General features: G+C 70.7%; 28 protein-coding genes. 14 read left to right on the top strand and 14 right to left on the bottom strand.

Features of this window, described 5'->3' with window-relative positions; genetic code table 11:
- Positions 1-8: 8 nt before the first annotated feature.
- On the bottom strand, positions 9-1022 hold the full coding sequence (locus ACQP0U_RS09005) for a LacI family DNA-binding transcriptional regulator (RefSeq protein WP_433317422.1): 1014 nt from the start codon (positions 1020-1022) through the stop codon (positions 9-11).
- 208 nt (positions 1023-1230) lie between these two features.
- Here ACQP0U_RS09005 and ACQP0U_RS09000 point away from each other — a divergent pair, with 208 nt between their 5' ends.
- Positions 1231-2706, top strand: a complete 1476-nt coding sequence (locus ACQP0U_RS09000) for an arabinofuranosidase catalytic domain-containing protein (protein WP_433317420.1) — start codon at positions 1231-1233, stop codon at positions 2704-2706.
- A gap of 64 nt (positions 2707-2770) precedes the next feature.
- Here ACQP0U_RS09000 and ACQP0U_RS08995 read toward each other — a convergent pair whose 3' ends face one another.
- Entirely contained in the window at positions 2771-3331 is a 561-nt protein-coding gene (locus tag ACQP0U_RS08995) for an alpha/beta fold hydrolase (protein WP_433317418.1), read from the bottom strand.
- A gap of 94 nt (positions 3332-3425) precedes the next feature.
- Here ACQP0U_RS08995 and ACQP0U_RS08990 point away from each other — a divergent pair, with 94 nt between their 5' ends.
- Together ACQP0U_RS08990 and ACQP0U_RS08985 are read left to right on the top strand one after the other, a co-directional pair.
- A complete protein-coding gene (locus ACQP0U_RS08990) occupies positions 3426-4034 on the top strand; it encodes a VanZ family protein (protein WP_433317416.1) in 609 nt (202 codons plus the stop codon).
- Positions 4035-4176: 142 nt separating this feature from the next.
- Positions 4177-5631 carry an alkaline phosphatase PhoX gene (locus ACQP0U_RS08985; RefSeq protein ID WP_433317415.1) on the top strand — a complete coding sequence of 485 codons (1455 nt, stop codon included), beginning with the start codon at positions 4177-4179 and terminating at the stop codon, positions 5629-5631.
- Positions 5632-5692: 61 nt separating this feature from the next.
- Here ACQP0U_RS08985 and ACQP0U_RS08980 read toward each other — a convergent pair whose 3' ends face one another.
- Genes ACQP0U_RS08980 through ACQP0U_RS08970 form a run of 3 tightly spaced genes read right to left on the bottom strand, consistent with a single transcriptional unit; the run spans position 5693 to position 7213 of the window.
- Positions 5693-6190 (bottom strand): GNAT family N-acetyltransferase, encoded by a 498-nt coding sequence (locus ACQP0U_RS08980; protein ID WP_433317413.1) that lies wholly within the window; start codon positions 6188-6190, stop codon positions 5693-5695.
- Positions 6191-6221: 31 nt separating this feature from the next.
- Positions 6222-6641, bottom strand: coding sequence for a VOC family protein (locus tag ACQP0U_RS08975; RefSeq protein ID WP_433317411.1), 420 nt, complete (start codon positions 6639-6641; stop codon positions 6222-6224).
- Positions 6642-6691: 50 nt separating this feature from the next.
- A complete protein-coding gene (locus ACQP0U_RS08970) occupies positions 6692-7213 on the bottom strand; it encodes a CGNR zinc finger domain-containing protein (RefSeq protein WP_433317409.1) in 522 nt (173 codons plus the stop codon).
- A gap of 135 nt (positions 7214-7348) precedes the next feature.
- Here ACQP0U_RS08970 and ACQP0U_RS08965 point away from each other — a divergent pair, with 135 nt between their 5' ends.
- Together ACQP0U_RS08965 and ACQP0U_RS08960 are read left to right on the top strand one after the other, a co-directional pair.
- Positions 7349-8005 (top strand): pyridoxamine 5'-phosphate oxidase family protein, encoded by a 657-nt coding sequence (locus ACQP0U_RS08965; protein ID WP_433317407.1) that lies wholly within the window; start codon positions 7349-7351, stop codon positions 8003-8005.
- Positions 8002-8757, top strand: a complete 756-nt coding sequence (locus tag ACQP0U_RS08960; RefSeq protein WP_433317406.1) for an MBL fold metallo-hydrolase — start codon at positions 8002-8004, stop codon at positions 8755-8757. The genes ACQP0U_RS08965 and ACQP0U_RS08960 overlap by 4 nt, the downstream gene beginning before the upstream one ends.
- Positions 8758-8847: 90 nt before the next feature.
- Here the strand turns inward: ACQP0U_RS08960 and ACQP0U_RS08955 are convergent, their stop codons facing one another.
- From ACQP0U_RS08955 to ACQP0U_RS08945, 3 genes are all read right to left on the bottom strand, one after another.
- On the bottom strand, positions 8848-9060 hold the full coding sequence (locus ACQP0U_RS08955; protein ID WP_433317404.1) for a hypothetical protein: 213 nt from the start codon (positions 9058-9060) through the stop codon (positions 8848-8850).
- 42 nt (positions 9061-9102) lie between these two features.
- Positions 9103-9477: a cupin domain-containing protein gene (locus tag ACQP0U_RS08950; RefSeq protein WP_433317402.1), complete on the bottom strand. Its 375-nt coding sequence runs from the start codon at positions 9475-9477 to the stop codon at positions 9103-9105.
- A gap of 135 nt (positions 9478-9612) precedes the next feature.
- On the bottom strand, positions 9613-10110 hold the full coding sequence (locus ACQP0U_RS08945) for a YcxB family protein (protein ID WP_433317400.1): 498 nt from the start codon (positions 10108-10110) through the stop codon (positions 9613-9615).
- A 94-nt stretch (positions 10111-10204) separates the two neighbouring features.
- Here ACQP0U_RS08945 and ACQP0U_RS08940 point away from each other — a divergent pair, with 94 nt between their 5' ends.
- The 4 genes from ACQP0U_RS08940 (at position 10205) to ACQP0U_RS08925 (ending at position 14221) form a co-directional block, all read left to right on the top strand.
- A complete protein-coding gene (locus ACQP0U_RS08940) occupies positions 10205-11164 on the top strand; it encodes a PaaX family transcriptional regulator (RefSeq protein ID WP_433317398.1) in 960 nt (319 codons plus the stop codon).
- 278 nt (positions 11165-11442) lie between these two features.
- Positions 11443-12663, top strand: a complete 1221-nt coding sequence (locus ACQP0U_RS08935) for a cellulose binding domain-containing protein (RefSeq protein ID WP_433317397.1) — start codon at positions 11443-11445, stop codon at positions 12661-12663.
- Between the two features lie 95 nt (positions 12664-12758).
- A complete protein-coding gene (locus ACQP0U_RS08930; RefSeq protein ID WP_433317395.1) occupies positions 12759-13349 on the top strand; it encodes a DinB family protein in 591 nt (196 codons plus the stop codon).
- 17 nt (positions 13350-13366) lie between these two features.
- On the top strand, positions 13367-14221 hold the full coding sequence (locus ACQP0U_RS08925) for a DUF4253 domain-containing protein (protein ID WP_433317393.1): 855 nt from the start codon (positions 13367-13369) through the stop codon (positions 14219-14221).
- A 9-nt stretch (positions 14222-14230) separates the two neighbouring features.
- On the opposite strand, the gene ACQP0U_RS08920 is transcribed toward ACQP0U_RS08925, so the two are convergent.
- Positions 14231-15544 carry a serine hydrolase domain-containing protein gene (locus ACQP0U_RS08920; RefSeq protein ID WP_433317391.1) on the bottom strand — a complete coding sequence of 438 codons (1314 nt, stop codon included), beginning with the start codon at positions 15542-15544 and terminating at the stop codon, positions 14231-14233.
- A 313-nt stretch (positions 15545-15857) separates the two neighbouring features.
- On the opposite strand from ACQP0U_RS08920, the gene ACQP0U_RS08915 reads away from it, so the two are divergent.
- Positions 15858-16727, top strand: a complete 870-nt coding sequence (locus tag ACQP0U_RS08915) for a fructosamine kinase family protein (protein ID WP_433317389.1) — start codon at positions 15858-15860, stop codon at positions 16725-16727.
- Positions 16728-16839: 112 nt separating this feature from the next.
- Positions 16840-18063 (top strand): MFS transporter, encoded by a 1224-nt coding sequence (locus ACQP0U_RS08910; RefSeq protein WP_433317387.1) that lies wholly within the window; start codon positions 16840-16842, stop codon positions 18061-18063.
- A gap of 9 nt (positions 18064-18072) precedes the next feature.
- Here the strand turns inward: ACQP0U_RS08910 and ACQP0U_RS08905 are convergent, their stop codons facing one another.
- The gene (locus ACQP0U_RS08905; protein WP_433317385.1) at positions 18073-19278 is read right to left on the bottom strand and encodes an MFS transporter; all 1206 of its coding nucleotides are present in this window, start codon (positions 19276-19278) and stop codon (positions 18073-18075) included.
- A gap of 72 nt (positions 19279-19350) precedes the next feature.
- Between ACQP0U_RS08905 and ACQP0U_RS08900 the strand changes: the two genes are divergently transcribed.
- Positions 19351-20193 (top strand): LysR family transcriptional regulator, encoded by an 843-nt coding sequence (locus ACQP0U_RS08900; RefSeq protein ID WP_433317383.1) that lies wholly within the window; start codon positions 19351-19353, stop codon positions 20191-20193.
- 28 nt (positions 20194-20221) lie between these two features.
- On the opposite strand, the gene ACQP0U_RS08895 is transcribed toward ACQP0U_RS08900, so the two are convergent.
- Together ACQP0U_RS08895 and ACQP0U_RS08890 are read right to left on the bottom strand one after the other, a co-directional pair.
- Entirely contained in the window at positions 20222-20677 is a 456-nt protein-coding gene (locus ACQP0U_RS08895) for a hypothetical protein (RefSeq protein WP_433317382.1), read from the bottom strand.
- Positions 20674-21075, bottom strand: coding sequence for a DUF6069 family protein (locus ACQP0U_RS08890; protein ID WP_433317380.1), 402 nt, complete (start codon positions 21073-21075; stop codon positions 20674-20676). The genes ACQP0U_RS08895 and ACQP0U_RS08890 overlap by 4 nt, the downstream gene beginning before the upstream one ends.
- Before the next feature lie 131 nt (positions 21076-21206).
- Between ACQP0U_RS08890 and ACQP0U_RS08885 the strand changes: the two genes are divergently transcribed.
- Both ACQP0U_RS08885 and ACQP0U_RS08880 read left to right on the top strand, forming a co-directional pair.
- Complete coding sequence (locus ACQP0U_RS08885; protein WP_433317378.1) at positions 21207-22367, top strand: sensor histidine kinase; 1161 nt, start codon at positions 21207-21209, stop codon at positions 22365-22367.
- A gap of 50 nt (positions 22368-22417) precedes the next feature.
- Positions 22418-23017: a response regulator gene (locus ACQP0U_RS08880; protein ID WP_433320728.1), complete on the top strand. Its 600-nt coding sequence runs from the start codon at positions 22418-22420 to the stop codon at positions 23015-23017.
- An 8-nt stretch (positions 23018-23025) separates the two neighbouring features.
- On the opposite strand, the gene ACQP0U_RS08875 is transcribed toward ACQP0U_RS08880, so the two are convergent.
- Together ACQP0U_RS08875 and ACQP0U_RS08870 are read right to left on the bottom strand one after the other, a co-directional pair.
- Entirely contained in the window at positions 23026-23496 is a 471-nt protein-coding gene (locus tag ACQP0U_RS08875) for a hypothetical protein (RefSeq protein WP_433317376.1), read from the bottom strand.
- Positions 23493-24086, bottom strand: coding sequence for a CDP-alcohol phosphatidyltransferase family protein (locus tag ACQP0U_RS08870; RefSeq protein WP_433317374.1), 594 nt, complete (start codon positions 24084-24086; stop codon positions 23493-23495). Before ACQP0U_RS08870 ends, ACQP0U_RS08875 begins: the two co-directional genes overlap by 4 nt.
- Positions 24087-24104 lie beyond the last annotated feature (18 nt).

The raw sequence follows: 24104 nt of genomic DNA, 5'->3' as shown, positions 1-24104 counted from the left end.
CGGTCGGATCAGCGGGCCCGGACCGGACCGGTGCTGGAACGCAACGAGATGGGCGGGCTGTACAGGCGGTGTCGTGGCACGGCACCGGGAGCCGCGATGATCTCCAGCAGCAGCGACACCGCCTCGGCGCCCATCTCGACCATCGGCACGTCGGCGGCGGTCAGCGGCGGGCGGAAATCCTCCGCCCAGTGCTGCGCGGCGACTCCGGTGACGGAGAAGTCGCGCGGCACCGACAACCCGGCGCCGGTCAGTGCACGCTGCATCCCGGGCAACGCGGCCTCGTTGATGGTGGCCACCGCCGTGACCTCCGGGTGCGTCGCGAGCAACTGCTCCATACACGCCTCGCCGGAGGCCGTGTCGTCGCCGCTGCAGACCTCCACACCGGTCAACCCCCGCTCCAGCGCCGCCGTACGGAAGCCGGCCAGCGCGCGATGGCTGGGGCCGTAACCGGCGGCCACCAACTCGGCGGACCGGTTCACGAGTGCCACGTGCCGGTGCCCGAGATCGGCCAGGTGCTGCACGCACCGGGCGATCAGCGCGGCGTAGTCGATGTCGATCCAGCTCATCCCGTGCGGCTCGGCGGTCCGACCGATCGTGACGAACGGCAGCCCGGCCTTGGTCAGCCGGGTCACCCGGTCGTCCTTCAACCGGATCTCCATGAGGACCACGCCGTCGACCCGACGCCCGGTGACGATCCGCTCGAACGACCGGTCGTGGTCGCCACCGGAGGGGGACAGCAGCACGTCGAGGTCATGGCGGGCGGCCGCCTCGACCACACTGGCGACGAAACCCAGCTGCATGTCGGTCAACCGCTGACTCGCTGGCGGGATGACCAGCCCGAGGGTACGGGTGCGCCCCTCCTTGAGAGCACGGGCGCTGGCGTTCGGCCGGTAGTCCAACTCGTCGATGACCGACTGGATCCGTTGCCGGGTCGCCTCCGAAACGCTGCGTTTTCCGCTGAGCACGTAGGAAACGGTGCTGCGGGACACCCCCGCCCGGCGAGCGATCTCCCCGATGTTCATCAATCGCCCTCGAATCGATTCTTGCCCCGACACGGGGACGCACCTCGCTCCGCCGACCAGCATATCCGTCCTCAGGCTCATCGATAGATGACCAACGCGTGCCGACTAGCGCCAACGCATGGATGCTCATTAATGTCACAGGTATGACGTGTGACGTCAATGTCACCGCCACCCCACCCCACCCCCACCACGCAACGGAAAGGTTCCGATGAATGTGAAGAGAAAGCTGGGTCGCCTGCTGGCCGCCGCGGGAACCCTGCTGGCCCTCGTCGTCGGCGCTGGCGTCTATGTGGTCTCGGATGCGCCGGGCATCGCCCACGCCGCCGGCACGGGTCCGTGTGACATCTACGCCTCGGGTGGTACCCCGTGCGTGGCCGCGCACAGCACCACCCGCGCGCTGTACGGCGCGTACAACGGCCCGCTCTACCAGGTCCGACGCTCGTCGGACAACACCACCCGCGACATCGGCGTACTGAGCGAGGGCGGCTACGCGAACGCCGCCACCCAGGACTCGTTCTGCGCCAACACGACCTGCGTCATCACGATCATCTACGACCAGTCCGGCCGCAACAACCGTCTCACCCAGGCGCCCCCCGGGGGCTTCGCCGGTCCCGCGCCCGGCGGTTGGGACAACCTCGCCGACGCGAAGGCAGCACCGGTCACCGTCGGCGGCCAGAAGGCGTACGGCGTCTACATCGCCCCCGGTACCGGCTACCGCAACAACAACACCAACGGTGTCGCGACCGGCGACCAGCCCGAGGGCATCTACGCGGTCGTCGACGGCACCCACTACAACCAGTGGTGCTGCTTCGACTACGGCAACGCGCAGACCAACAGCCTCGCCGACGAACGCGCCATCATGGAGACCGTCTACTTCGGTGCCAACAAGCAGTGGGGCTACGGGGCGGGAGCCGGCCCCTGGATCATGGCCGACCTGGAGTGGGGGCTGTTCTCCGGGGTCAACGCGGGCTACAACAACATCGCGTCCATCAACCACCGGTTCGTCACGGCCATGGTCAAGGGCGAGCCGAACCACTGGGCGATCCGGGGCGGAAACGCCCAGTCCGGCAGCCTGACGACCTACTTCGACGGGCCGCGCCCCAACGGCTACCACCCGATGAAGAAGGAAGGGGCCATCCTGCTCGGCATCGGCGGTGACAACAGCATCACCGGCCGCGGCACCTTCTTCGAGGGCGTACTGACCTCCGGCTACCCGACGGCGGCCACCGAGAACGCCGTCCAGGCCAACATCAACGCCGCCGCCTACGCACCCGCCGGCGGCGGCAACCCGCAACAGAACGTCCAGGTCGTCGGCGCGCAGTCCAACCGCTGCATCGACGTGCCGAACGGCACCACCACCAACGGCACCCAGGTGCAACTCTGGGACTGCCTCGGCAACACCGCGCAGCGCTGGACCTACACCGCCGGCAAACAACTCCAGGTGTACGGCAACAAGTGCCTCGACGCCTTCGGCCAAGGCACCACCAACGGCACCCAGGCCATCATCTGGGACTGCCACGGTGGCTCCAACCAGCAGTGGAACCTCAACGCCAACGGCACCATCACCGGCGTCCAGTCCGGGCTCTGCCTCGACGCCAACGCCGCCGGCACCGCCAACGGCACCAAGCTCATCCTCTGGGCCTGCAACGGCGGTGCCAACCAGCAATGGTCCACCCGTAGCTGACCCACCACACGATCGATCGGCCGTGCCGCCCCCGCGACGCCGCTGGGGCGGCGCGACCGGCGACCTAGTCGCCCCGGATCGCCCCCGCCACGTCGCTCAGGTCATCGTTGAGCTGGTGGTCACGCCCCGGCAACCGGTGCAGGTACGCCTGCGGGACGACGTCGGCGTACCGGTCGGCGTGCGCCAGCGGCACGGTGTCGTCCTCAAGCCCGTGGAACACGTGCACCGGCACGCCGTGCGGCAGTCTCGCGCCGAGATCGTGCGGCACCTCGAACCCGTCGCTGGCCCAGCCCTCGGGACCGACGAATGGGGCGGCGATCAGCACGATCGCCCCGAGCGTCCGCTCCGGCGGCCGTTCGGCGAGCGTGTGGACGAGGATCGTCCCGCCCACCGAGTGGCCCACCACGACCGGGCCGTCGTCCAGGGCCGCGATCTCCCGCCGGATGGCCGCGCTCCAGGTGGCGTAGCTCGGGTCGTCCTCGTCGGGCATGCGCGGGTAGTGGATCTCGTACCCTTCCCCGAGCTCACGGCCCAAGCTGTCGACCAGCTTGTTGTCCCATTCGTCGTGTACGCCGGCACCGGCCCCCTGAACGAACAGGATCTGCGGGACTCGTTGATTCGCCACGCTGGTGTGTGCCCGAAGCGCGGGTGCCACAAACGGGCAGGTGCCCGCCACCCGGGCCGGGTAAATTTCGGGGCTGGGCGAGAGCGGGGGTCGCATGGTCAAGGGATGGCACGGCTGGCTCGGTACGTTCAACGGCGTCGTCCTCATCACGATGGTCGTCCTGCCGTTGGCCGCGCTGGCGGTGTGGGTCCTGGCGCGCCGCCGACGCGCCGCCGGCACCCCGTCCGCGTGGCGGACGTCGTTGGCCGACGTCGGCATCGTCTACGGCACTGTGCCGTGGGTGTGGATGATCATGTTGCCCGGCGATCAGGCCGGCATCGTCCCCGGTCGGGTGACACTGGTGCCGCTGCGCGACCTGCTCACGATCTTCTCCGACGGGGGGCCGCTGACGGCGACGTTTCAGGTCGTCGGCAACCTGCTGGTCTTCGCGGCGCTGGGCTTCTTCGCCCCGCAGCGGTTCCCGGCGCTGGCGTCGGTACCACGGATCCTGGCCCTCGCAGCCGGCTGCTCGGTCCTGGTCGAGACCGCCCAGTTCGTCCTACGACTGGACCGGGTGTCGTCGGTGGACGACGTTCTGCTCAACGCCGCCGGCGCCGGACTGGCGGCATTGGCGTCCCGGCACTGGTGGCGCGCCACTGCCGATGTGTCCGAGGAGCGCCGACCTGAACCGGCTGCGGGGTCCCGGTGGACTACCTCGGCCTGATCGGGGGGCGCGCGGCGACGCGTGCGCGACCCTGATTCTTAACTCCGATGTCACCGCCCGCTCCCACGGGTGACGTGTCGCTGTCCGCAGGCAGGAGTTGGCTCCCAGTCGTCGCACTTGTCTTGACCAGGAGTTGATCCACGTGCCTTCGTCTCGTCGTACCTTCCTCGCCAGCGGCGCCGCCGCCGGCGTCGGCCTTGCCGTCGCGGGCGGCCTGCCGTCCCTGGCCCAGGCCAGCCCGGCTCGGCCGCACCCGCCGGTGAAGCCCGGAAACGTGCCCTTTCCGCCACTGGTGGACGACCCCAAGGGGATCCTGGCCCTGCCCAAGGGCTTCAGCTACACCATCGTCACCCGGACCGGCGTCACCCGGCTCGACCGCGGCCAGGGCACGACCCCGTCGGACCACGACGGCATGGCCGTCTACGACGCCGGCCACGGCCGCTACACCCTGATCCAGAACCACGAGATCGACCCGGGCGCCGAGTTCGGTGTCCCGCACGTCAAGGGAACTGTGTACGACGCGGGCGCCGTCGACGCCGGCGGTTGCACCGTGATCAAGACCGACCTCGCGGGCCGCAACCTGGGCGAGTTCGTGGCGCTCTCCGGCACCATCTCCAACTGCGCCGGCGGGCCGACGCCGTGGGGCACCTGGCTCACCTGCGAGGAGACCGAGGACCGGGCCGGCGACACCTGGGAAGAGGGCGGCCGTTCCGGCGTCTACCAGAAGGACCACGGCTACGTCTTCGAGGTGTGGGCCGACGGCAGTGCCGACCCCAAGCCGATCAAGTGCCTGGGCCGCTACTCCCACGAGGCCCTGGCCGTCGACAAGGACCGCACCCGGATCTACCTCTCCGAGGACGCCGACGCGCCCAACGGCCTCTTCTACCGCTGGACGGCGCCACACGGCGTCAAGCTGGGCCCGGGGGTGCTCACCCGCCTCGCACCGAACGCCGGTGTCCTCGCCGCGATGCAGATCATCATGGATGACGGTTCGGTGCTGCCGGACGTCGCGTACCTGACCTCCGCCCAGCTGGGCCGCCCCTTCCCGGTCCGGTGGATCGAGGTGCCGGACCGCGACGCGCGCACCAAGTCGGTGCGCGAGCAGTTCGCCGACGGCCAGGTCACCCGCGGACGCAAGTTCGAGGGCGTGTGGGCCACCGACGAGGGCGTGTACGTGGTCAACTCGTACGCCTGGGACGAGGGTGACCTCCCGGCGGACGCGGCGCCGCACGACGGAATGGTCTGGTTCTACAACTTCAAGAACCAGACCATCCAGCTGGTGACGTACTTCCCGCACCAGACCCAGTCCGAGGAGGGTACGCCGGTCAAGTACACCGACCTCACCTTCGACGGCCCGGACAACGTGACAGTCACCCCGTGGGGAAGCCTCGTCCTCGCCGAGGACGGCTCCGGCGCCTCGCACGTGCTCAGCACGATCCCGGGCGGTCCCACGTACCCGATCGCCCGCAACCAGCTCAACGACTCGGAGTTCTGCGGGCCGACCTTCAGCGCGGACGGCAAGGTGCTCTTCGTCAACATGCAGGACCCGGGCCTCACCCTGGCCATCACCGGTCCGTGGGAGAAGTACCTGGGCTGACCGAGCCCGAACGTGGGGGCCGGGCGACCCGCCTGGCCCCCACGCCGCGTTCCGGCCGCCGTCAGGAGACGCGCGGCAACGCCAGCCAGTCCCGCCAGGTGATGTCGCGGCCCAGATAGCGGGGCTGGTGGAACGGCCAGTCCGCGGCGATCCACTGCGGCACCAACGCGTCGACCGCAGCCTCCACCTCAGTGCCGACCAGGTCGTCCACCACCCACCAGGAGACCTCGCCGTCGGAGCCGGTGCGCTCCGGCGGGTCGATGTAGACGCAGCCGAGGATCGCCGTCTCCCCCTCGTCCAGCAGCGCGTAGTTGAACGACTGGTGCGCGGCTATCTCCCTCTCGTGCCGCAGCAGGTCGACGCGGTCCTCTTCATAGGTCATCGTCTCGCTGGGCCATGCCCAGGCCGGGCCGAAGATCTCCCACAGGCGCTCACGGGAGCCCATCACGGCGGGGTAGTCGAGCGGGGTGTCCGCCTCGCGAATCGGCCGCAGATGCAGCGCGGTGTTGGGCACCGGCACGTGAACGGGGTGGACGAACTCATCAGGCAGCCAGGTCATGAGGGCCGAGGCTACCGGCAGGCGCCCGCATTCAGTCGAGGCAGAACTCGTTGCCCTCGACGTCCTGCATGTTGAGGCACGACTCGTTCTCGCCGTCGGCGAGCAGCAGTTGCCCGCGTACCGCGCCGAGCTTGACCAGGCGCGCGCACTCGGCCTCGAGGACGGCCAGGCGCTCCTCGCCCACGAGCCCGGTGCCGACCCGTACGTCGAGATGCACCCGGTTCTTGACGACCTTGCCCTCGGGCACCCGCTGGAAGAACAGTCGCGGGCCCACACCGGCAGGGTCACTGCACGCGAACCACGATCCCTGCTCCTCGGAGTTGACATCGTCCCAGGCGGCGACCCCCTCCGGAGGCGGCGGCGGGACGTACCCCAACACCTCGCACCAGAAACGACCGACGCGCACGGGCTCGGCGCAGTCGAAGGTGACCTGGACCTGCTTGACCGACATCCGTTCACCTTACGAGTGGCGCTGCCGCCGCTGTCCGCGTACCCCGTGCGCTAGGGGGTGGCGCGCTGGCGTTGATAGTGGCGGGCGGATTTGGCGCGAGCGCCGCAACCGTCCATCGAGCACCAGCGTCGGGTGCCGTTGCGCGACGTGTCGTAGAAGTGCAGGACGCAGGCGGGGTTACCGCAGCGTCGGATGCGGTGGGGTTGCTGGCGCAGCAGGTCAAGGTAGTTGACGGCCGCTCGCCAGGAGGGGAGCCAGCCGGCGTCGACGTCATGCTGCTCATGCACGACCGCCTGACGGAGCGTGTAGCGCGAGGCACCACGGGCGAGGATCGCGTTGACCGCCCGTTCGGCGTCCTCGTCGGGTTGTTCGAGGGCGCGGCGCAGCGCGGAACGCGCCTCCCGCAACGAGGGCTCCACCGCTGCGGGGTCACCCTCCAGTTGGTGCTCGGTGAGCCATCCCCGCAGCCCGTCCGGCTCGTCGAACAGGTCGACCATGCGGCCCCGCTCGACCCACTGTGTGTTGACCAGGTCCAGCGCGAGGGGTTCGCCCACAAGCGGCCGACGTGTCATGCGGCCAACCTTACCACCGTTCGGCGTTTGACAGGTTAGCCATTCCGACGTATCTTCTTACCGGCAAAAGTCATCACGATGGTTAGACAGCGTCGACTTTCTCCGGCCCGGCCCGATCCCCGGAAGGTGCCCGTCATGCCACACCGCTACCTGCAGGAACTGACCACCGCGTCGGTGGTCGCCGCGCAACAGCGCTACGGCAGCCGACCCGCCATCCAGCGCATGACCGCCGGATGGGACACCGACGCGACATTCAGTGACGATGAGGCCGCTTTCATCACCGAGCGCGACAACTTCTACCTCGCCACCGTCGGCGAGAACGGCTGGCCGTACCTGCAGCACCGCGGCGGCCCGCCCGGCTTCCTGCACGTCCTCGACCCCGTCGACGGGCACAGCGTCCTGGGCTGGGCCGACCTGCGGGGCAATCGGCAGTACCTGTCGGTCGGCAACCTCGCCACGTCACCCCGGGTCTCGCTGCTACTGATGGACTACGCCCACCAACGCCGCCTCAAGATCATCGGCACGGCGCGCGTCACCGACGTGCGGGACGACGCAGCCGACGACCTGCTGGAGAGGCTGAGCGTGCCCGGACCAGCGGGCCGGGTGGAACGGTTGATCACCGTTGACGTGCAGGGCTACGACTGGAACTGCCCCCAACACATCACCCCCCGCTTCAGCGAGGCGGAACTCTCGGACGCACTCGCGCCGGTACGTGACGAACTCGCCCGCCTGCGCGCCGAGAACCAGGCCCTCCGCGAGCAGGCGAATCAACAACCAGGGAGAACACCATGAACAAGCTGACCGTACGCTCCGTCGGCGGCCCCACGGCCGTCCTCGACTACGCCGGCCAACGCGTCGTGGTGGACCCGACCTTCGACGATCCGCGGACGTACCAGGACGGGCCGGTCACCGCCACGAAGTTCACCGGCCCGAGCACGGCGCCGACGGACCTCGACCCGGTCGATGTGGTGCTCGTGTCGCACGAACATCACGTCGACAACCTCGACATCTCCGGGCGGGAGTACGCGCGCCGGGCCACGCGGGTGTTCACCACCACGGCGGGGGCACCGAATCTCGGGCCTGGAGCGACCGGCCTGCGGCCCTTCGAGTACGCCGAGGTCGGCGACGTACGCGTCACGGTGGTTCCGGCGCTGCACGGTTCGCCGGAGGTCGGCGTGGTCAACGGCCCGGTGATCGGTTTCGTGCTCGAGGCGACCGGTTGGCCGACCGTCTATGTCAGCGGCGACAACGCCTCGCTGGATGTCGTGGCTGTTGTCGCTGAGCGGTTTCCGGCGATTGAGATCGCGATCCTCAACCTCGGCGCGGCCCAGCTCGCGGTACGCGGCGAGGCGTTCCTCACCCTGACCGCGGATCTGGCGGCACGAGCGGCGGCAGTGCTCGGCGTCCGCGCGGTGGTCCCGGTCCACCAGGACGGCTGGGCGCACTACACCCAGGGCGCCGACGATGTCGTGCGTGCCTTCGAGAGCGCGGGCCTGACGGACGTGCTCGTCGACCTGCGACCCGGCGACTCTGCGATCATCTGACCAGGATTCGGACCGGCCCGGTACGGCCTTGGGGTCCGGTCGTCGTGGTCGAGCGCTGCGACGACCACGGCGACCGTGACCCCGCAGACGTCAGTGCGTGCTCCGTGGCCTGGGGGTCGCCCCTGCGCCCGAACGCTTGAGCAGGATCGCCCCGCCGGCGACGAAGATGACGCCGAGGATCACCCCGACGAGGTTGCCCTGGGACAGGCTGGAGACGATGCCCAGCACGCCCACAACGATCGCCAGCACGCCGAGGATTCGCATGGTGTAGCCACCGACAGACTTGACCCGATCACTCGTCATGACGTGCCTTCTGCCCGACGCGCCGATCGCGTAAACGAGATCTCACTCCACCTTGGTGAGGAGTGGTTTCCCCTTCTCGACGACGTACGTGGCCAGTTCGACAGCGACACCGTCGCCAACATTGCGTGCCTGGTGATGTACACCGTAGGGGACGGTCAACGCGTCGCCAGGGTTGCACACCATGGGCGGCTGACCCTCAAGCCGATATTCCAGCGTTCCCTGCAGGACGCAGATGATCTCCTCGCCCGGGTGGAAATGCTTGAACGGTGGCGAATCCGGGGTGAACTCCACCCGAGTCTGAATGACCTCCCGCCCGGGGATGCTGAGGTCGTGCCGTTGCAGATCGATCCGCCACAGCCCCGGCGCTGACTCCACGGCTGTGGGGCTGATGCCCTCGGGTCGATCCTTGGTGCTCACGACGGCCTCCTGTAAGCCGTCGGGCCGACGGCCACTACTCGGACTGGTGCATCCCCCGTCGAGAATAGGTAGCCGCGGACGATTAGGGGCGCGGATGCCGTAGCCCGATCCCCTGCGCTCCTCGGGGAGCTGAGTTCAGCGGCTTTCCAGCAGCCCGCGCCGGGCCATGTGGGCGCGCAACGTCTCGGCGTCCTCGGCGGACATCAGCCAGCGCGGGATCACGGTCGCCGGCATCCGGCCGACGTACACGACCCAGAACTCTCCGACGTCCCGCACCTGGGCGACCCCGTCCCAGGCGATGCCGCCGGACTCCGAGCCGCTGCGCATCATGATGTTGTCATCGGTGATGTCGTAGGCGCCCTCGACGGCGTAGCTACCGGAGCGGCGTCGGGCGCGCGCCAACACCCACGGCCGGTACAGCATCGACAGCACGCCGGCCACGAGCAGCGCCGTCCACAGCGGCGAACTCCGCTCGGCCCACCCGAACCCCCGCGAGACGACGAGACCGATGACCCCGACCACCGCCAGGGCCGCTCCGATGTAGCCGAACCTGCGCAGCCGAACGTTGCCGAGCGCAGCGGCCACCCGGCCCGGGTAGGCGGGATCGGCGGGGACGTCGAAACGGATGTGCACGCCAGAACGATAGTGCCTCCACCCGCCGCTGACAGCGCCTTGCCCCCGCCCCACCTGACGAGCCGTCGGCATCCTGGTGGGGCAGTCTGATGAGGTGAACGCCGACGACATCCGGGTGCCCCGGGCCCAGGCGGGGTCGAGCCCGCAGCACCTGCTGACGACCCTGCTCGGCGAGTACCTCGACTCCTCGGATGCCGACCTGCCGTCGACGGCGGTCATCGCGATCCTGCGGGAGTTCGGGGTCAGCGAGTCCAGTGCCCGTGCCGCGCTGTCCCGGCTGGTCAAGCGTGGTCTCATCGCCACGCGGGGGAAGGGACGTCCACCGGTCTACCACCTCACGCCGGAGGCGATCGCCAAACACCGCTCCCGGATGCGACATTTCCTGAACTTCGGCGCCCGCCCGGTGCCCTGGACCGGCGAATGGGTGCAGGCGTCCTTCTCGATCCCGAACTCCGGCCAGGCGTTCCGTCACGCGCTGCGCAGGTCGTTGAGCACACTGGGCTTCGTGGGCCTGTACGACAGCGTGTGGATCCGGCCGGGATCGGACGCCGCGCCGGTGCGGGACGCGCTGCGCGAGCTGCTGCACCACGTCGAGGGTGCCCGATGGTCGGTCCTGCATGTCCGGTTCGACGAGGAGGCCGGGCCACACGGTCCGGCCTCCGCGTACGACCTGACCACTCTCGCCTCGGCGTACTCGGGCTTCATTCAGCAGTACGCCGAGCTGCGGGAGGCCGCGCGCGACGGGGAGGTGGACGCGGCCCGGGCGTTGGTGGCTCGTACCTCCGCAATGGATTCCTGGCGGAAGTTCGCGGACATCGACCCGGACCTGCCCCCGCATCTGCTGCCGGAGCCCTGGCCGCGCCAGGAGGCCAGGGAGACCTTCCTGGACATCCACACCGGGCTCGGCTCGCTCGCCCAGGCGCGTCTGGTCCAGCTGGCAGAGCCGCACTGGCCCGACGCCGCCGCGTGGATCACCCACTTCCAGGCTTCGCGGAACCCCTCGCGACCCGAGCCGACCGGCGGCAAGCACGGCAACGCCCCTCCCGCCGGCTGAGGGCGATGGCGGTCGGCCAGAACCGCCGACACATTGACACTTTTCATTACGGCAGTGATAGTAACTGCACACAGCTCCCATCGGAGCGCCTGTGGGGACCGCGGCCGGGCGGTCACCAGCGCTGGACGAGCGGGCAGTGGCAGCCGAGGGCACGGCTGCCGCCCACGCCGCGCCGCGACCATGTCGACCGGACCCGCAACCAGCGCTGACCACCCTCGTCGTGGCGCGAATGAACGACCGCCGCCGGGAGCACCACCGTGACGTGTGCAGGAGGGTCAATGAAAAGGCGAGCAAAGATCTACGCGGCGCTGGCGGCAGCCATCGTCCCGGTCACCTCCGTGATCATGGCGATCGGCGGGACACCGGCGTCCGCCGCCGTCGGCGGTTCCGGCCCCTACCCCGCCGACTACGAAACCTCGACCACCCTGGCCAATCACACGATCTTCCGGCCCCAGACCCTTCCGTCCGAACGTCTGCCCATCGTCGTGTGGGGCAACGGCGGTTGCTCGGCCAACGGCCTCTCCCAGGGCAACTTCCTCCGCGAGATCGCCTCCCACGGCTTCCTCGCCATCGCCAACGGCGGCCCGAACGCATCCGGCTCCACCAACTCGCAGATGCTCACCCAGTCCATCGACTGGGCGATCGCGGAGAACTCCCGGCAGGGCAGCAAGTACTACAACAAGATCGACACTTCCAAGGTCGCCGTCGCGGGCTTCTCCTGCGGGGGCCTGGAGGCGTACGCCGTCTCGAACGACTCCCGGGTCACCACGACCGGCATCTTCAGCAGCGGTCTGCTGAACGACGGCGACGACTACCAGCTCCGGAGGCTGACCAAGCCGATCGCCTACTTCATCGGCGGGCCCAGCGACATCGCCTACCCGAACGCGATGGACGACTGGGGCAAGCTGCCCGCAGGCCTGCCCGCCTTCATGGGCAACCTGAACGTCGGGCATGGCGGCACCTACGACCAGACCAACGGCGGCGAGTTCGGCCGCGTCGCGACTCTCTACTTCAAGTGGCGCCTGAAGGGTGACACCACCGCCGGCCGCAACTTCGTCGGCTCCGACTGCGGTCTGTGCCGCAGCCAGTGGAGCGTCCAGCAGAAGAACCTGACGCTCGACGACGGCACGCCGCCCACCACCCCGCCTCCCACCACCCCACCGCCCACCACCCCACCGCCCACTACCCCGCCGCCGACCGGCACCCCCGGCTGCACCGCGGTCTACGCCGTCCAGGACCAGTGGAACGGCGGATTCGTCGCCAACGTCAGCGTCACCGCGGGAACCACCGCGCTGACCGGCTGGCGGGTCACCCTCACCCTGCCGAGCGGCGCGTCGGTCAGCTCGCTCTGGAACGGGGTCAGCAGCGGCACCAGCGGGACCATCACGGTCGCGAACCAGAGCTACAACGGACGACTGGCCGCAGGTCAGGCCACCAGTTTCGGATTCCAGGGCAGCGGCAGCGGTAGCGGCACCACCGCGAGTTGCACCGGAAGCTGACGCCCCGGGCAGATCGAGTCCTCGGCGGGCCGGCGCCCCGGCACCGGCCCGCCGTGGGTGCGCCCCGGTTCAGCGGATAGGGGAGACTGGCCGGCATGGCTGATCTGAGCGATGCGAAGGCCGCGCTGCACGACTACCTCCGGGAATCCCGCGAAGACCTCGTGTGGAAGCTCGACGGGCTCAGCGAACGCGAGGTCAGGCTGCCCCGCACGGCGACCGGCAACAACCTGCTGGGCGTCATCAAGCATTGCCTCAATGTCGAAGCCGCGTACTTCGGGCCCACCTTCGGTCGCGAGTTCCCGACGCCTGACGAGCTGGTCCCCCTGGCGGCGTACGACGACGACCCGCAGGCGGACTGGTACGCCCGGGAGGACGAGACGAAGGACGGGCTGCTCGACCTGTATCGCCGGGTCGGCGCCTTCGCCGACCAGACGATCGACGAGCTACCGCTCGACGCGCCGGGGCAGGTGTCGTGGTGGCGACCGGGTCGGCAGGCCGTGACACTGCAACGGATCATCATCCACGTGACGTGTGATCTCGCCCGTCACGCCGGGCACGCCGACATCATGCGCGAACAGCACGACGCGGCGGTCGGCGTTCGGCGGGGTAACTCCAACCTCCCCGACGACTACGACTGGCCGGCGTACGTCAGCAAGCTGACGAAGCTCGCCGACCGGTTCGCATGATCGGAAAGGCTGTCGACGTGCCAGTTGACCTCGACCGGATCGCAGCGGCCTTCGTGGGCACACCACTGGCCGGCCTGCCGATCGGGCACGGCCCGTCGGGCACCGTCCTCGTCGCGGACGTCGACCCCGCCCGTCTGCACGAGCTCTGGCAGGCCGCCGACGCGCTGATGCCGGTCATCGGACGTCGGCCCGTGATGGTCACCGACGACTTCGACGACGCGCTGGCCATCCGGCCCGAGCCCGAGCCGGGTCCGTCGGAGTCGGAGCTGCGCGCGTTCGCCGAGGCGGCGGAGCTGTCCGAACCCTGGCTGGCCTACCGCGACTACGGCGAGGACCACCAGGTCGACGAGGGCGAGATCGAGTACTACGCACTGGGCACGACAGGCGTCGACCTGACCGCCCTGGTGTCGGACGTGGTGCTGCCGACGCCGCTCCCGGTGCTGGAACGGGCGCTGTACGACCGGCTGCTCGCCGACGCCGACAGGCACGCGCAGGTGCTCGACAACGTGCGGCTCGTGACGCAGACCGAGTACTGGTACACGCCGGACAACGTCCTGCTCATGTTGCTGCCCACCAGCGACGTGCGCAGCTCGGCGTACTGGGTGGAGTTCTACGGTGCCCTCGACCCAGAGGATCAGCAGCGGTTCGCCGAGGTGCTGGCGCAGTGGCGTCATCGGTGGGACGCCCGCCTGGTCGCGTCGTGGGACACCATGCTGCAGTTTCAGGTGGGGCGTCGCCCGACGCCCGGCGACGAGGCGTGGGCCGCCGCCGGTCAGCTCAAGGCGCTCGCTCCGGACCTCGAACTGAGCCGGTGGGAGGTCGCCGTCGCCCTACCGGCGGGTGACGCGTGGTTCGTCCACAACCGCCCCTGACCGACCTGGCTATTCCGCTTGCTCGGTGACTGGTCTGGCGGTCTGCGTGACCCCTTCCTGCCGCAGTTCGAGGCGGTAAGGCTGGTCGTCGGTCCGCAGGAACCGGACCTCCAGATCGAGGTCCGGGTGTCGGTAGCGACCGTCGGGGTCTGCCAGGAGGACAACCGGTTGTTGAGCAGCCGCGGCCAGGGCCAGTTGACCGTTGGTGACTGCGATGTCGATCGGGTAGCCGTCGTGCAGGACGTACCGGCCCGCCACCTCAGCGAGCGGCACCGCGGTGATGCTGGTAGGGCTGGCGTATCGGCGGTCCACAGCGGCGCGGATGCTGACCAGCAGCTCCCAGCCATCCTCCGAGTTGGTCATCGCGGCGACCGCGGTGCCGCTGTCGGGCCACACGTAGGAGAAGCAGGTGTAGCCGACGTTCAACCCGGTGTGTCCGAAGCGCCGACGCCCGGCGCGGTCGTCCAGCTCGGTGCCGAGCCCGTAGCCGCCGCCGGGAATCTGCGGTGTGCACATCTGGGTGGCCAGGTCGCGGTCGAGCAGCTTCGAGTCTCCCAAGGCTGCTCGGGCGATCTCAAGGTCGAGTCGGATCAGGTCGGTCGGTGTGCTCCAGAGTCCCGCCGCGGCCATCTCCGGTTGCGTTCGCCAACCGCCGGGAATCCTGGTGCCGCCGCCGTGGTGCCCATGAGCCACCTGGTCCGGTCGCTGGTGCGGAAACTGCCTGTCGAAGCTGCTGTCGGCCATGGCCACCGGTTCCAGCACCAGAGTTCGCATGAGGTCCTCGAACGAGGTTCCGGTCGCGTCCACCATCAGCTGCTGGAGCACCGAGTAGTGGCTGCCCGAGTACCGGAAACGGCTGCCGGGCAACAGGGTCTGCCGGACCGGTGGAGTGGTCGTCGAGCCGCTGCCGTCCAGGACCTGCAACAGCGACGGGGCACGATCCGCGGCATAGCCGCGGTACCAGGTGTCGGACAGTCCTGCCGTGTGCGCCAGCAGCTGTCGCACCGTGACTCCCTGCTGGCCTTCGCGGCCGGGTAGGTGCCACGAGGTGAGGTACTCGCCGATGTCGGTGTCGAGATTCAGGACACCGGTCTGGACCAGCAGCAGTGCGCCGAACGCCGCGACGTGCTTACTTATCGAACAGGCCGCGAAGGCGGTGCTCGCGGTAACCGGCGTCGACGTCCCGCCAACCATGGCGCCGAACCCCGCCGTCCACACCTGCCCGCTCACGTGGCCGACGGCGATGCTGACGCCCGGCACGTCATAGATGCTCATCAGCTCGGGCAACGCCGCCGTGTCCGGTGAGAGCCGCCCGGAAGACATCTGCCGGTCAAGCTGGCCCAGCAACGAGACCCAATCCTGGGGTAAGTCCACGACCTCGATTCTCGGCCGCGCCGACCCGGTCGATCAACTCTCGGCGACCGGTTCAGCTCGTGACGGTGCCGGAAACATCGCGGATCAGATCGAGCGGCTCCTCGGTCCAGTGGGAGGCGAGGACGAGCTCCAGCCGCTGCTGATCCACCGACACGTGCGCCATGTCCAGCAGTGTCCAACACCGCTGCCACCGGCAGGGTGAGCCGGGACCCGCCACCTAGGATCGGGCCGGCTCGTACGCCGGATCTGAGGAGCGTCAGGGATGACCCTGCTGGAGCGTCTGCACCTGGCCGGCATGAGTGAGGTCGTCGCGGTGCAGCCGGTGACCGGCGGGCTCGCGGCGCTCGCGGGCATCGCCACCCGTCGGGATGCTCCGCCGGTGTTCGTCAAGACCTTCGCCGACCCACCGGCCGACGACGTCTTCGTCGCCGAGGCCGAAGGGCTGGCCGCCCTGCACGAGCTCGGCGGGGTGACGACACCCGAGGTGATCCTGGCGGATCGGGACCTTCTGGTGTTGTCGGTGTTGCGCGCAAGGCCACCGAGCGAGGTCTTCTGGGAGCAGTTCGCACACCTGCTCGCCCGCCTGCACCTGAACACGACCCACCCTCGCTTCGGCTGGCACCACGACAACTGGCTGGGCCGTCGCCGCCAGATCAATACGTGGAACGACGACGGCTTCGTGTTCTTCGCAGAGCACCGGCTGCTCCGCTGGCTCGATCAGCCACGCGTCGAGGCGGCGCTGGACGCGGGAGACCGAGCGGCGTTGGAACGGCTCTGTGACCGGCTGCCCGACCTGCTGCCGGAGCGGCCGGCGTGCCTGACGCACGGCGACCTGTGGGCGCAGAACATCCTGGCCGGCGCGGACGGAGAGCCCGCGCTGATCGACCCGGCCGTGTCGTACATGTGGGCCGAGGTCGACCTCGCTCACGTGTGGTCCACCGCGCCCCCGCCCGAGGCCCGACGGATGTTCGAGGTCTACGCGGAGCTGACCTCGCTCGACGACGACTGGGAGGCCCGCATGCCGGTCATCCAGCTGCGCCAACACCTCGCCGTGCTGGCCCAGTTCGACGACGACTGGGGCGCGGCTGATCAGATCCGCGCGGTCCTTGCCCCGTTCCGGACGCGAACCTGACCGGAGGCTCCTCCGCCGGAGCGCCAGGGTCCGTGGTCGACGTCCGCCGAGGCCCGCGCGCGGAGCGGGGGGCGGGCAGTCGATTACGGTGGCCCCGGGAATGGGGGTGGCCATGGCACCGGAGGTGTCGCCGCGAAGGGCCGGGGCCGTGCTCGTCACGCTCTCCCTCGCCGCGTTCGCGTTCATCACGACCGAGCTGCTGCCGGTAGGTCTGCTGACCCATATCGCACCCGATCTCGACAGGTCCCGTTCACAGGTGGGTCTGCTGGTCAGTGGGTACGCCGTCGTGGTCGTGCTGGCGTCGGTGCCGCTGACCCGACTGACCCAGCGGATCCCCCGGCGGCACCTGCTCACCGTCACGATGCTGCTCTTCGCCGCAGCGAACGCCGCCGCCGCGCTCGCGCAGACGTACGCCGTGCTGGCCGGCTCCCGCCTGGTCACCGCGCTCGCCCAGGCGCTGTTCTGGTCCATCGCCACGGCAACTGTCATCGGGCCGTTCCCGGTCGCGGTACGTGGCCGGGCGGTGGCGCTGTTCGCGACCGGGGCGACGCTCGCCCCGGTGCTCGGCGTACCACTGGGCACCTGGCTCGGGCAGCAGGCCGGCTGGCGCGCGGCGTTCGCGGTGCTGGCCGGTGTCGGTCTGGCGATCGCCGCCGCGGTGCTGGTCCTGCTGCCGTCCTATCCCCCGGAAACCGGCGGTGCCGCCCGGGGCACCGCACCGGACGGGCGGCGCTTCGCCGTCCTGCTGATCGCCACCGCCCTCGGCATCGGCGGCTTCATGACCCTGCAGACCTACGTGACACCGTTCCTGCTCGACGTCAGCGGCTTCGCCGACGCGGTCCTGGCCCCGCTGCTGTTCGTCTCCGGCGCGGCCGGCGTCGTCGGCACCCTGATCGCGGCACGGACTCTGGACACCCGACCGATCGCCTCACTGCTGACGCCGCTGGGCATCGGCACGGCGTCGCTGCTCGGGCTGTACGCGCTCGGCGCGCTCCGGCCGGGAGTCATCGCGCTGCTCGCCGGGATCGGCCTCGCGTACGCGGCGTTCGGCTCCGCCGTGCAGAACCGGATGCTGCAACTGGCACCGGGCAGCACCGACATCGCGTCGGCAGGTGTCAGCACCGCCTTCAACGCCGGCATCGCCGGCGGCTCACTGCTCGGTGGCGCCCTCCTGCCCGCCTCGGGGGCACGCCCGCTGGCCCTTGCCGGCGGGCTGCTGACGCTGGCCGCCCTGACGCTGCTCGCCGTGGACACGCGTCGCGGGCGCGCCGTCGGGTCGGAGCCGACCGTCCCCCGTCCCTCCAGCAGCGCTGCCACGTCGAACCAGGCCTGCTGATCGCCGCACTCAGAGTCTGAGGTCAACCGGATCGGGGTGGTGGGGCACCGCCGTCCGCGCGGGTGAGCGGCGGGACAGCAGGTATCCGGTCGCCGCGGCGGCGAGGCCGGCAAGCCCGGCCGTCGCGAAACCGCCCGCCGGTACGGAGAGGTCGATCGCCACGCCGACGAGCGGGGCTCCGAGCGCGAACCCAGCGCTCTGGGCCGACGATTGCAGGCCGATGACCTCGCCCCGCACACCGGGTGGCGCGAGCCGGCTCACCGCGTCGGCCACCGTGCTGAGGGTCGGCGCGGTGAGGAGCCCGCTGCCGACGACGGCCACGCACAGCCAGGGCCAGTCGTGGGCGAGCCCGGCGGGAATCGTCACCAGCCCGAGCAGGCCGAGCAGCAGCCAGGTGGGCAGCGGCCGGGTCAGCGCGCCGTAGATCAGGCCGCCGATGACTGACGACACGCCGAACACCACGACGACCACGGCGGCCCAGGACACCTGACCTACCTCCCGCAGCGTGGCGACGATGGCGAGGTCGACGCCGCTGAGCAGCGTCGTCGTCCCGAACGCCATGGTCAGCGCGGCGATCATCCTGGCACCCAGCCACTGCCTGCGTGGCGGTCGTTGCGCGGCGGCGGTGTCCGCCTCGTCCTGGGCGCGCATCGGTGGGTTGAGCACGGCGATGCCGACGCCGCCGGCGAGGATCGCCGCGCCGACCCCCCACGCGACCACGTCGGGGGAGACCGTCGCCGCGCCCAGGATCACCACCGCCGGCCCCACGATGTACGACAGCTCGCCCTGCACCGATTCCAGCGCGAACGCGGGACGGCGCTGCTCCGCCGTCGTCATCGCGGCGATCGCCTGTCTGCTCACCGCCTGGGCCGGCACCATCAGCAGGCCCGCCACGAAGCTGGCGGGCAGCAGGAACCCGTACGCCAGGACCGGCACGCTCACCCAGAACACGACCTGCACGGCGATGGTCACCAGCATGACGAGGCGCAGGCCCCGCGCGTCGATCACGCGGCCGAGCAGCGGCCCGCCCAGCGCCACTCCGGCGGTCAGGGCCGCCGCGACACCACCCGCCGCCGCGTAGCTCAGCTCCAGGCCGAGGACGACATAGAGGGTCAGCGCCATCACGTCGGCGGTTATCGCGGTGCGGGCGAGCAGCGAGACGCCGAGCAGCGGTGCCATCCCTGGCACCGCGAGCACCTGCCGGTAGCTGGTCACCCGAATGACGCTAATTCACCCCGCGCCCCATAAGAAGACACCACTTTGTTGAGGCCGGCATAATGATTGCTTATGGCCAGGGATCTGGAGAGCGTTCTGCTGCGGTCGTTCGTCGCCGCCGTGCGGGAGGGCAGCATCAGCCGTGCCGCGACAGCGCTCGGGCATACCCAGCCCGGTCTCAGCCAACAGTTGCGCAAGCTCGAGAGCGTCGTCGGCCGTCCGCTGCTGCGCCGTTCGTCGTCTGGCGTCTCGCCGACCCGGGCGGGCGAAGAACTCCTGCCGTACGCCGAGCGCATCCTGTCGCTCTCCGCGCAGGCACTCGCGGAGACCGGACGTACGCTGACCGGCCACTGTGGCGTCGGGTTGCTCGAGGACCTCGCCGCGTCCCAGCTACCGCAGGCCCTCGCCGACCTCGCCCGGCTGCATCCCGGCGCGACGCTGGAGGTGCTGAGCTGTTCCAACGCCGCCATGCGGGAGGCCTACGACGCGGGCCGGGTCCAACTCGTGCTCGACGCGGTGCCGGACATTCCCGGGCCGCCGCGCTGGACGGTGCGCGCCCCACTCGTCTGGGCGACCGGGCAGGGTGTGGACGTGGCCGCCGATCCGCTGCCGGTGGTGCTGTTCTCCAACCCGTGCTCCTGGCGTACGTCAGTGCTGGACGCGCTGGAGCGCGCCGATCGACGGTGGCGGGTCGCCTTCGAGAGCAACAGCCTGGTCGGGGTGCTCGCCGCGGTACGGGCCGGGCTCGGCGTCGCGGCGCTCATGCCCGCGAACCTCGAACCGCTCATGATCTGTCGCGACACGGATGCCCTGCCCGTCCTGCCGGACGTCGAGTTCGGTCTCGCCCGGCACCCCCGGACCGAGGGCGATCCGCTGATCGACGCCGTGGAGTCGGCGCTGCGGCGCATCGTCTGAGCACGCGACCTCGTCGTCGGGCCGGCGGTCACCCACTCCCCCCGCTGACGACCGCCATCATGATCAGGGTGCGTCGCCGCCGCCGACTCATCAGCGCGAAACAGGCGGTGAGCACCACCAGCTCCATCTCGGCCCACACGCCTGTGACGTCGACGCGGATCGGCCCGCCCAGTCGTCCGGGGAGGCGCACCGCGAGACGGTGCCCGTCGCGCACCAGCTCGCCGCCGCAGCGACCGGGCGTCCAGCGCGCCACCCCGCCGGGCCCCGGCACGTGCGATCCGCTCGGGTCGAGCCGCACCGGCACGCCGTGCTCGCCCCGGGCGGTGAACCCGATGCGTCGGCGGCCGGTCGGTTCGACAGTCCAGAGGCCGGTGCCGGTGCGGATCTCGCCGCACCGCCAGGTCCAGCCGGTACGCAGCGAGGCGCGCTGCCCGGAGTCGAGGACGAAGGCCCCGTCCTGTTTGCGGACGGTCAGCGCGGTCATCGGCCTGCCCCTACCGGGCGGGGCCGGGGCAGGCCGAGGACGAGGATGACGCCGACGCTCAGGTGCAGCAGCGCGAGGGTCGCCTTCGCTCCCCCGCCGACGCCACTCGGTGGCCCGACCAGGAGCGACAGCAGCAGGACGGCGACCGCGATCGCTGTCCACCAGACGCGGGAGCGGTCGGTGCGGCGTTCCAGCACCGCGAGCAGCGCCCAGCCGGCCAGTGCCGCGACCGCGGCGGCCACGACGACCGCGGCCACCGTGACCTGCCGGGTTTCGCTGCCGGACCGGACCGCCAGGTCGACGCCGGCAGCCGAGTGCAGGAGCGCGAACTCGGCCACCGCCACCACGATTGCGCCGGCCGCCACCGCGGCTCGTCGCAGGAGAAGGTTGTTCGTCATGGTCTGAGTCTGCGGACCGGGCCGGGCCGGGCACGTCGGTCCAGACGCCGCAGCGCGTACGTCCGCTGGCGGCTCGGTGTACTACCAAAGAAGGTGGTCCGGCCCGCCGCGAGCCCAGTAGCGTGCGCGATGTGGATGCGGCAACGTGTGCGGTCAAGCCGCCGCGGGCGTGGCGTTACCTCCCGGTGGGCGTGACGACCCTGGCGGTCGGCGTCCTCGTCGCGACCATGCTGTGGTCCGCGACCCGTTCCAGCTCCGCCGGCCTGGTCGGCGTCGACGTCGCGCTGGCGGTGGTCGCCCTGGCCCTCGTGCCGGTGGTCGTCCGCCGCCCGCAGATCGGTGGCGTGCTGGCCGGCCTGCTCGTCGCGCTGTCTCCGGTGGCCACGCCGGTGGCCAGCTTCGCGGTGCTGTTCACCGCCCGCAACCGGCCGTTTCGGCAGGCAGCGGCGGTGGCGGCGGTCGGCGTGGCGGGCGAGGCGGTGCAGGCGTTCTGGCGGCCGGTGCCCAGCCTGCCGTACGGCTGGCGGCTGGTGCTGATGACGATCGCGTACGCGGCCCTGCTCGGCTGGGGCACCTGGGCACAGGCCCGGCACGCCCTGCTGGCGGCGCTGCGGGACCGGGCCCGGCGGGCCGAGCAGGAGCAGGAACGACGGGTCGGCGAGGCGCGGGCGGCGGAGCGCAGCCGGATCGCGCGGGAGATGCACGACGTGCTGGCCCACCGGCTGTCACTGCTGGCGGCCGCCGCCGGTGCAATGGAGTACCGGCCGGACGCGCCACCCGAGCGGCTCAGCGCCGCCGCCGGGGTGATCCGGGCCAGCGCGCATCACGCCCTCGACGAACTGCGCGAGGTCATCACCCTGCTGCGCAGCGACGACGCGGAGTCGCCGACCGACGCGCCACCCGGGCAGACCCTCGCTGACCTGCCGCGCCTGGTCGACGAGGCGCGGGCCGCCGGGCAGCAGATCGAGGTCGACGACCCGCTCGGCCCGCCGGTCGAGATTCCCCCGACGGTTGGCCGCACCGCGTACCGGATCGCACAGGAGGCCCTGACCAACGCCCGCAAGCACGCCGCCGGCCAGCCGGTCCGGCTGGTGCTCGGCGGCGCGCCCGGCACCGGCCTGCGCATCGCGGTGAGCAACCCGACCACGCCCGACACCGGTGCCACCGGCAGCGCGGGCACCGGCCTGATCGGCCTCGCCGAACGGGCCGCGCTCACCGGCGGTCGCGTCGCCCACCACGTCGACGCCGCAGGTCGGTTCCACCTCACCGCGTGGCTGCCGTGGCCGAGGTGACGGGCCCGATCCGGGTCGTCATCGTCGACGACGACCCTCTCGTACGGGGAATGCTCACGCTGATGCTCGACGGCGCCGACGGGATCGTGGTGGTGGGCGAAGCCGCCGACGGCGCCACCGCGATCACGGCGGTGGACCGGCACCTGCCCGACGTGGTGCTGATGGACATCAGGATGCCCGGCGTCAACGGCATCACCGCGACCGAACGCCTGCGCCGCCGCCACCGGCCACCCGAGATCATCGTGCTCACCACGTTCGACACCGACGAGCACGTGGTGCGAGCCCTCCGAGCCGGCGCGAGCGGCTTCCTGCTCAAGGACACCCCGCCCGAGCAGATCAGCCAGGCGGTCCGCGCGGTCGCGGCTGGCAACCCGATGCTGTCTCCGGGCGTGACGCGCCGCCTCATGCTGCGGGTCGCGTCCGGGGCCGAGACCTACGAACAGGCGCACGAGCGACTGGCCCTGCTCACGCCCCGGGAACGCGACGTCGTGCTGGCCATCGCGCAGGGGCGCTCCAACGCCGAGATCGCCGGCGAGCTGCTGATGAGCGTGACGACGGTGAAGGCCCACGTCTCGCACATCCTGACCAAGCTGGATCTCGACAACCGTACCCAGATCGCCCTGCTCGCCCACGACGGCCGGCTCCTCTGACCTCCCCGTCACACCAGCACCGCGGGCAGGACGAGGAGGGCGAAACGGATCACCCGCCCGGAGAGGCACGCGGCGGCGAACTCCCAGCGTCGAAGGCCGGCGGTGCCGGCGGCGAGGCTGACGACGGCCAGCGGTGGTACCCCGGCCGCGGCGGAGACCAGCACCGTCGGTAGGGCGGTGCGGCGGCGGGACAGCCAGCGCCTGATCGGTTCGGTCCACCGGGCGGCCCGAGCCGCCGCGCGACCTGACTTCTTCCGTTGCGCGACCTTCCGGGCCAGCCGCCCCGATCCGCGACGCGCCGATTCGAACAGGAACAGCTTGCCGGCGGTCTGTCCGAGCGCCAGGGCGACAACGACGACGAGAGCGTGGCCGCCACGCTGCCCGGCGACCACGGCGTACGCCTCGGCGTTGACGACCGGGACGAGGGCCGAAGCGAGACCGTAGCCGAGCGCCACCGCTGCCTCGGCGAGGCCGCTCACGCCCGGCCGTCGCGTTCGAGCAGCCGGACCACAGCCGTCACCGACCACAGCTTGACCGCGACGACGGCGACGGCGACGGCCAGCGCGAGCAGGTACTGCCCGAACGCGATGGCGCCGATGACCCCGGCGGTGTTGGCGACCTTCGCCAGGGGCGACCAGTTCAACGCCCATACCTGCCTGTCGACCAGGTGGAAGTAGTTGGGGCTGAGCACCGGCCAGCACAGGAACGCCAGCGACAGCATGGTGTCCAGCACCAGGAACGAGAGCAGGAAGACCAGGGCCACGACCGCGACGTCAGGCACGAGGGAGACCAGGCCAACGCAGAGTACGGCGGTGCACGCGCGGTCGCTCACGATGTCGAAGACGGCCCCGGCCCGGGTCTCCTGTCCGAGCCGGCGGGCGGCCCAGCCGTCGAGCACGTCGCCGATCCAGTAGATACCGTACGATACCGCCAGCAATGCCACCGACCCGGAGACGAGGGCGACGACACCGACGGTGACAGCGGCGACCGTGCGAATGGCGGTGATGTAGTTGGGAACCGTACGAAGCGAGCCGACGGTGCTGGCGGCGCGGGAGTCGACGAGAGTCACCTCCGCAGAGTCGTCCGG

Source organism: Micromonospora sp. CA-269861, assembly GCF_050948505.1.
Lineage (GTDB): Bacteria > Actinomycetota > Actinomycetes > Mycobacteriales > Micromonosporaceae > Micromonospora.
The sequence above is the reverse complement of the archived record's forward strand: the minus strand, read 5'-3'. Positions and strand labels throughout refer to the sequence as shown.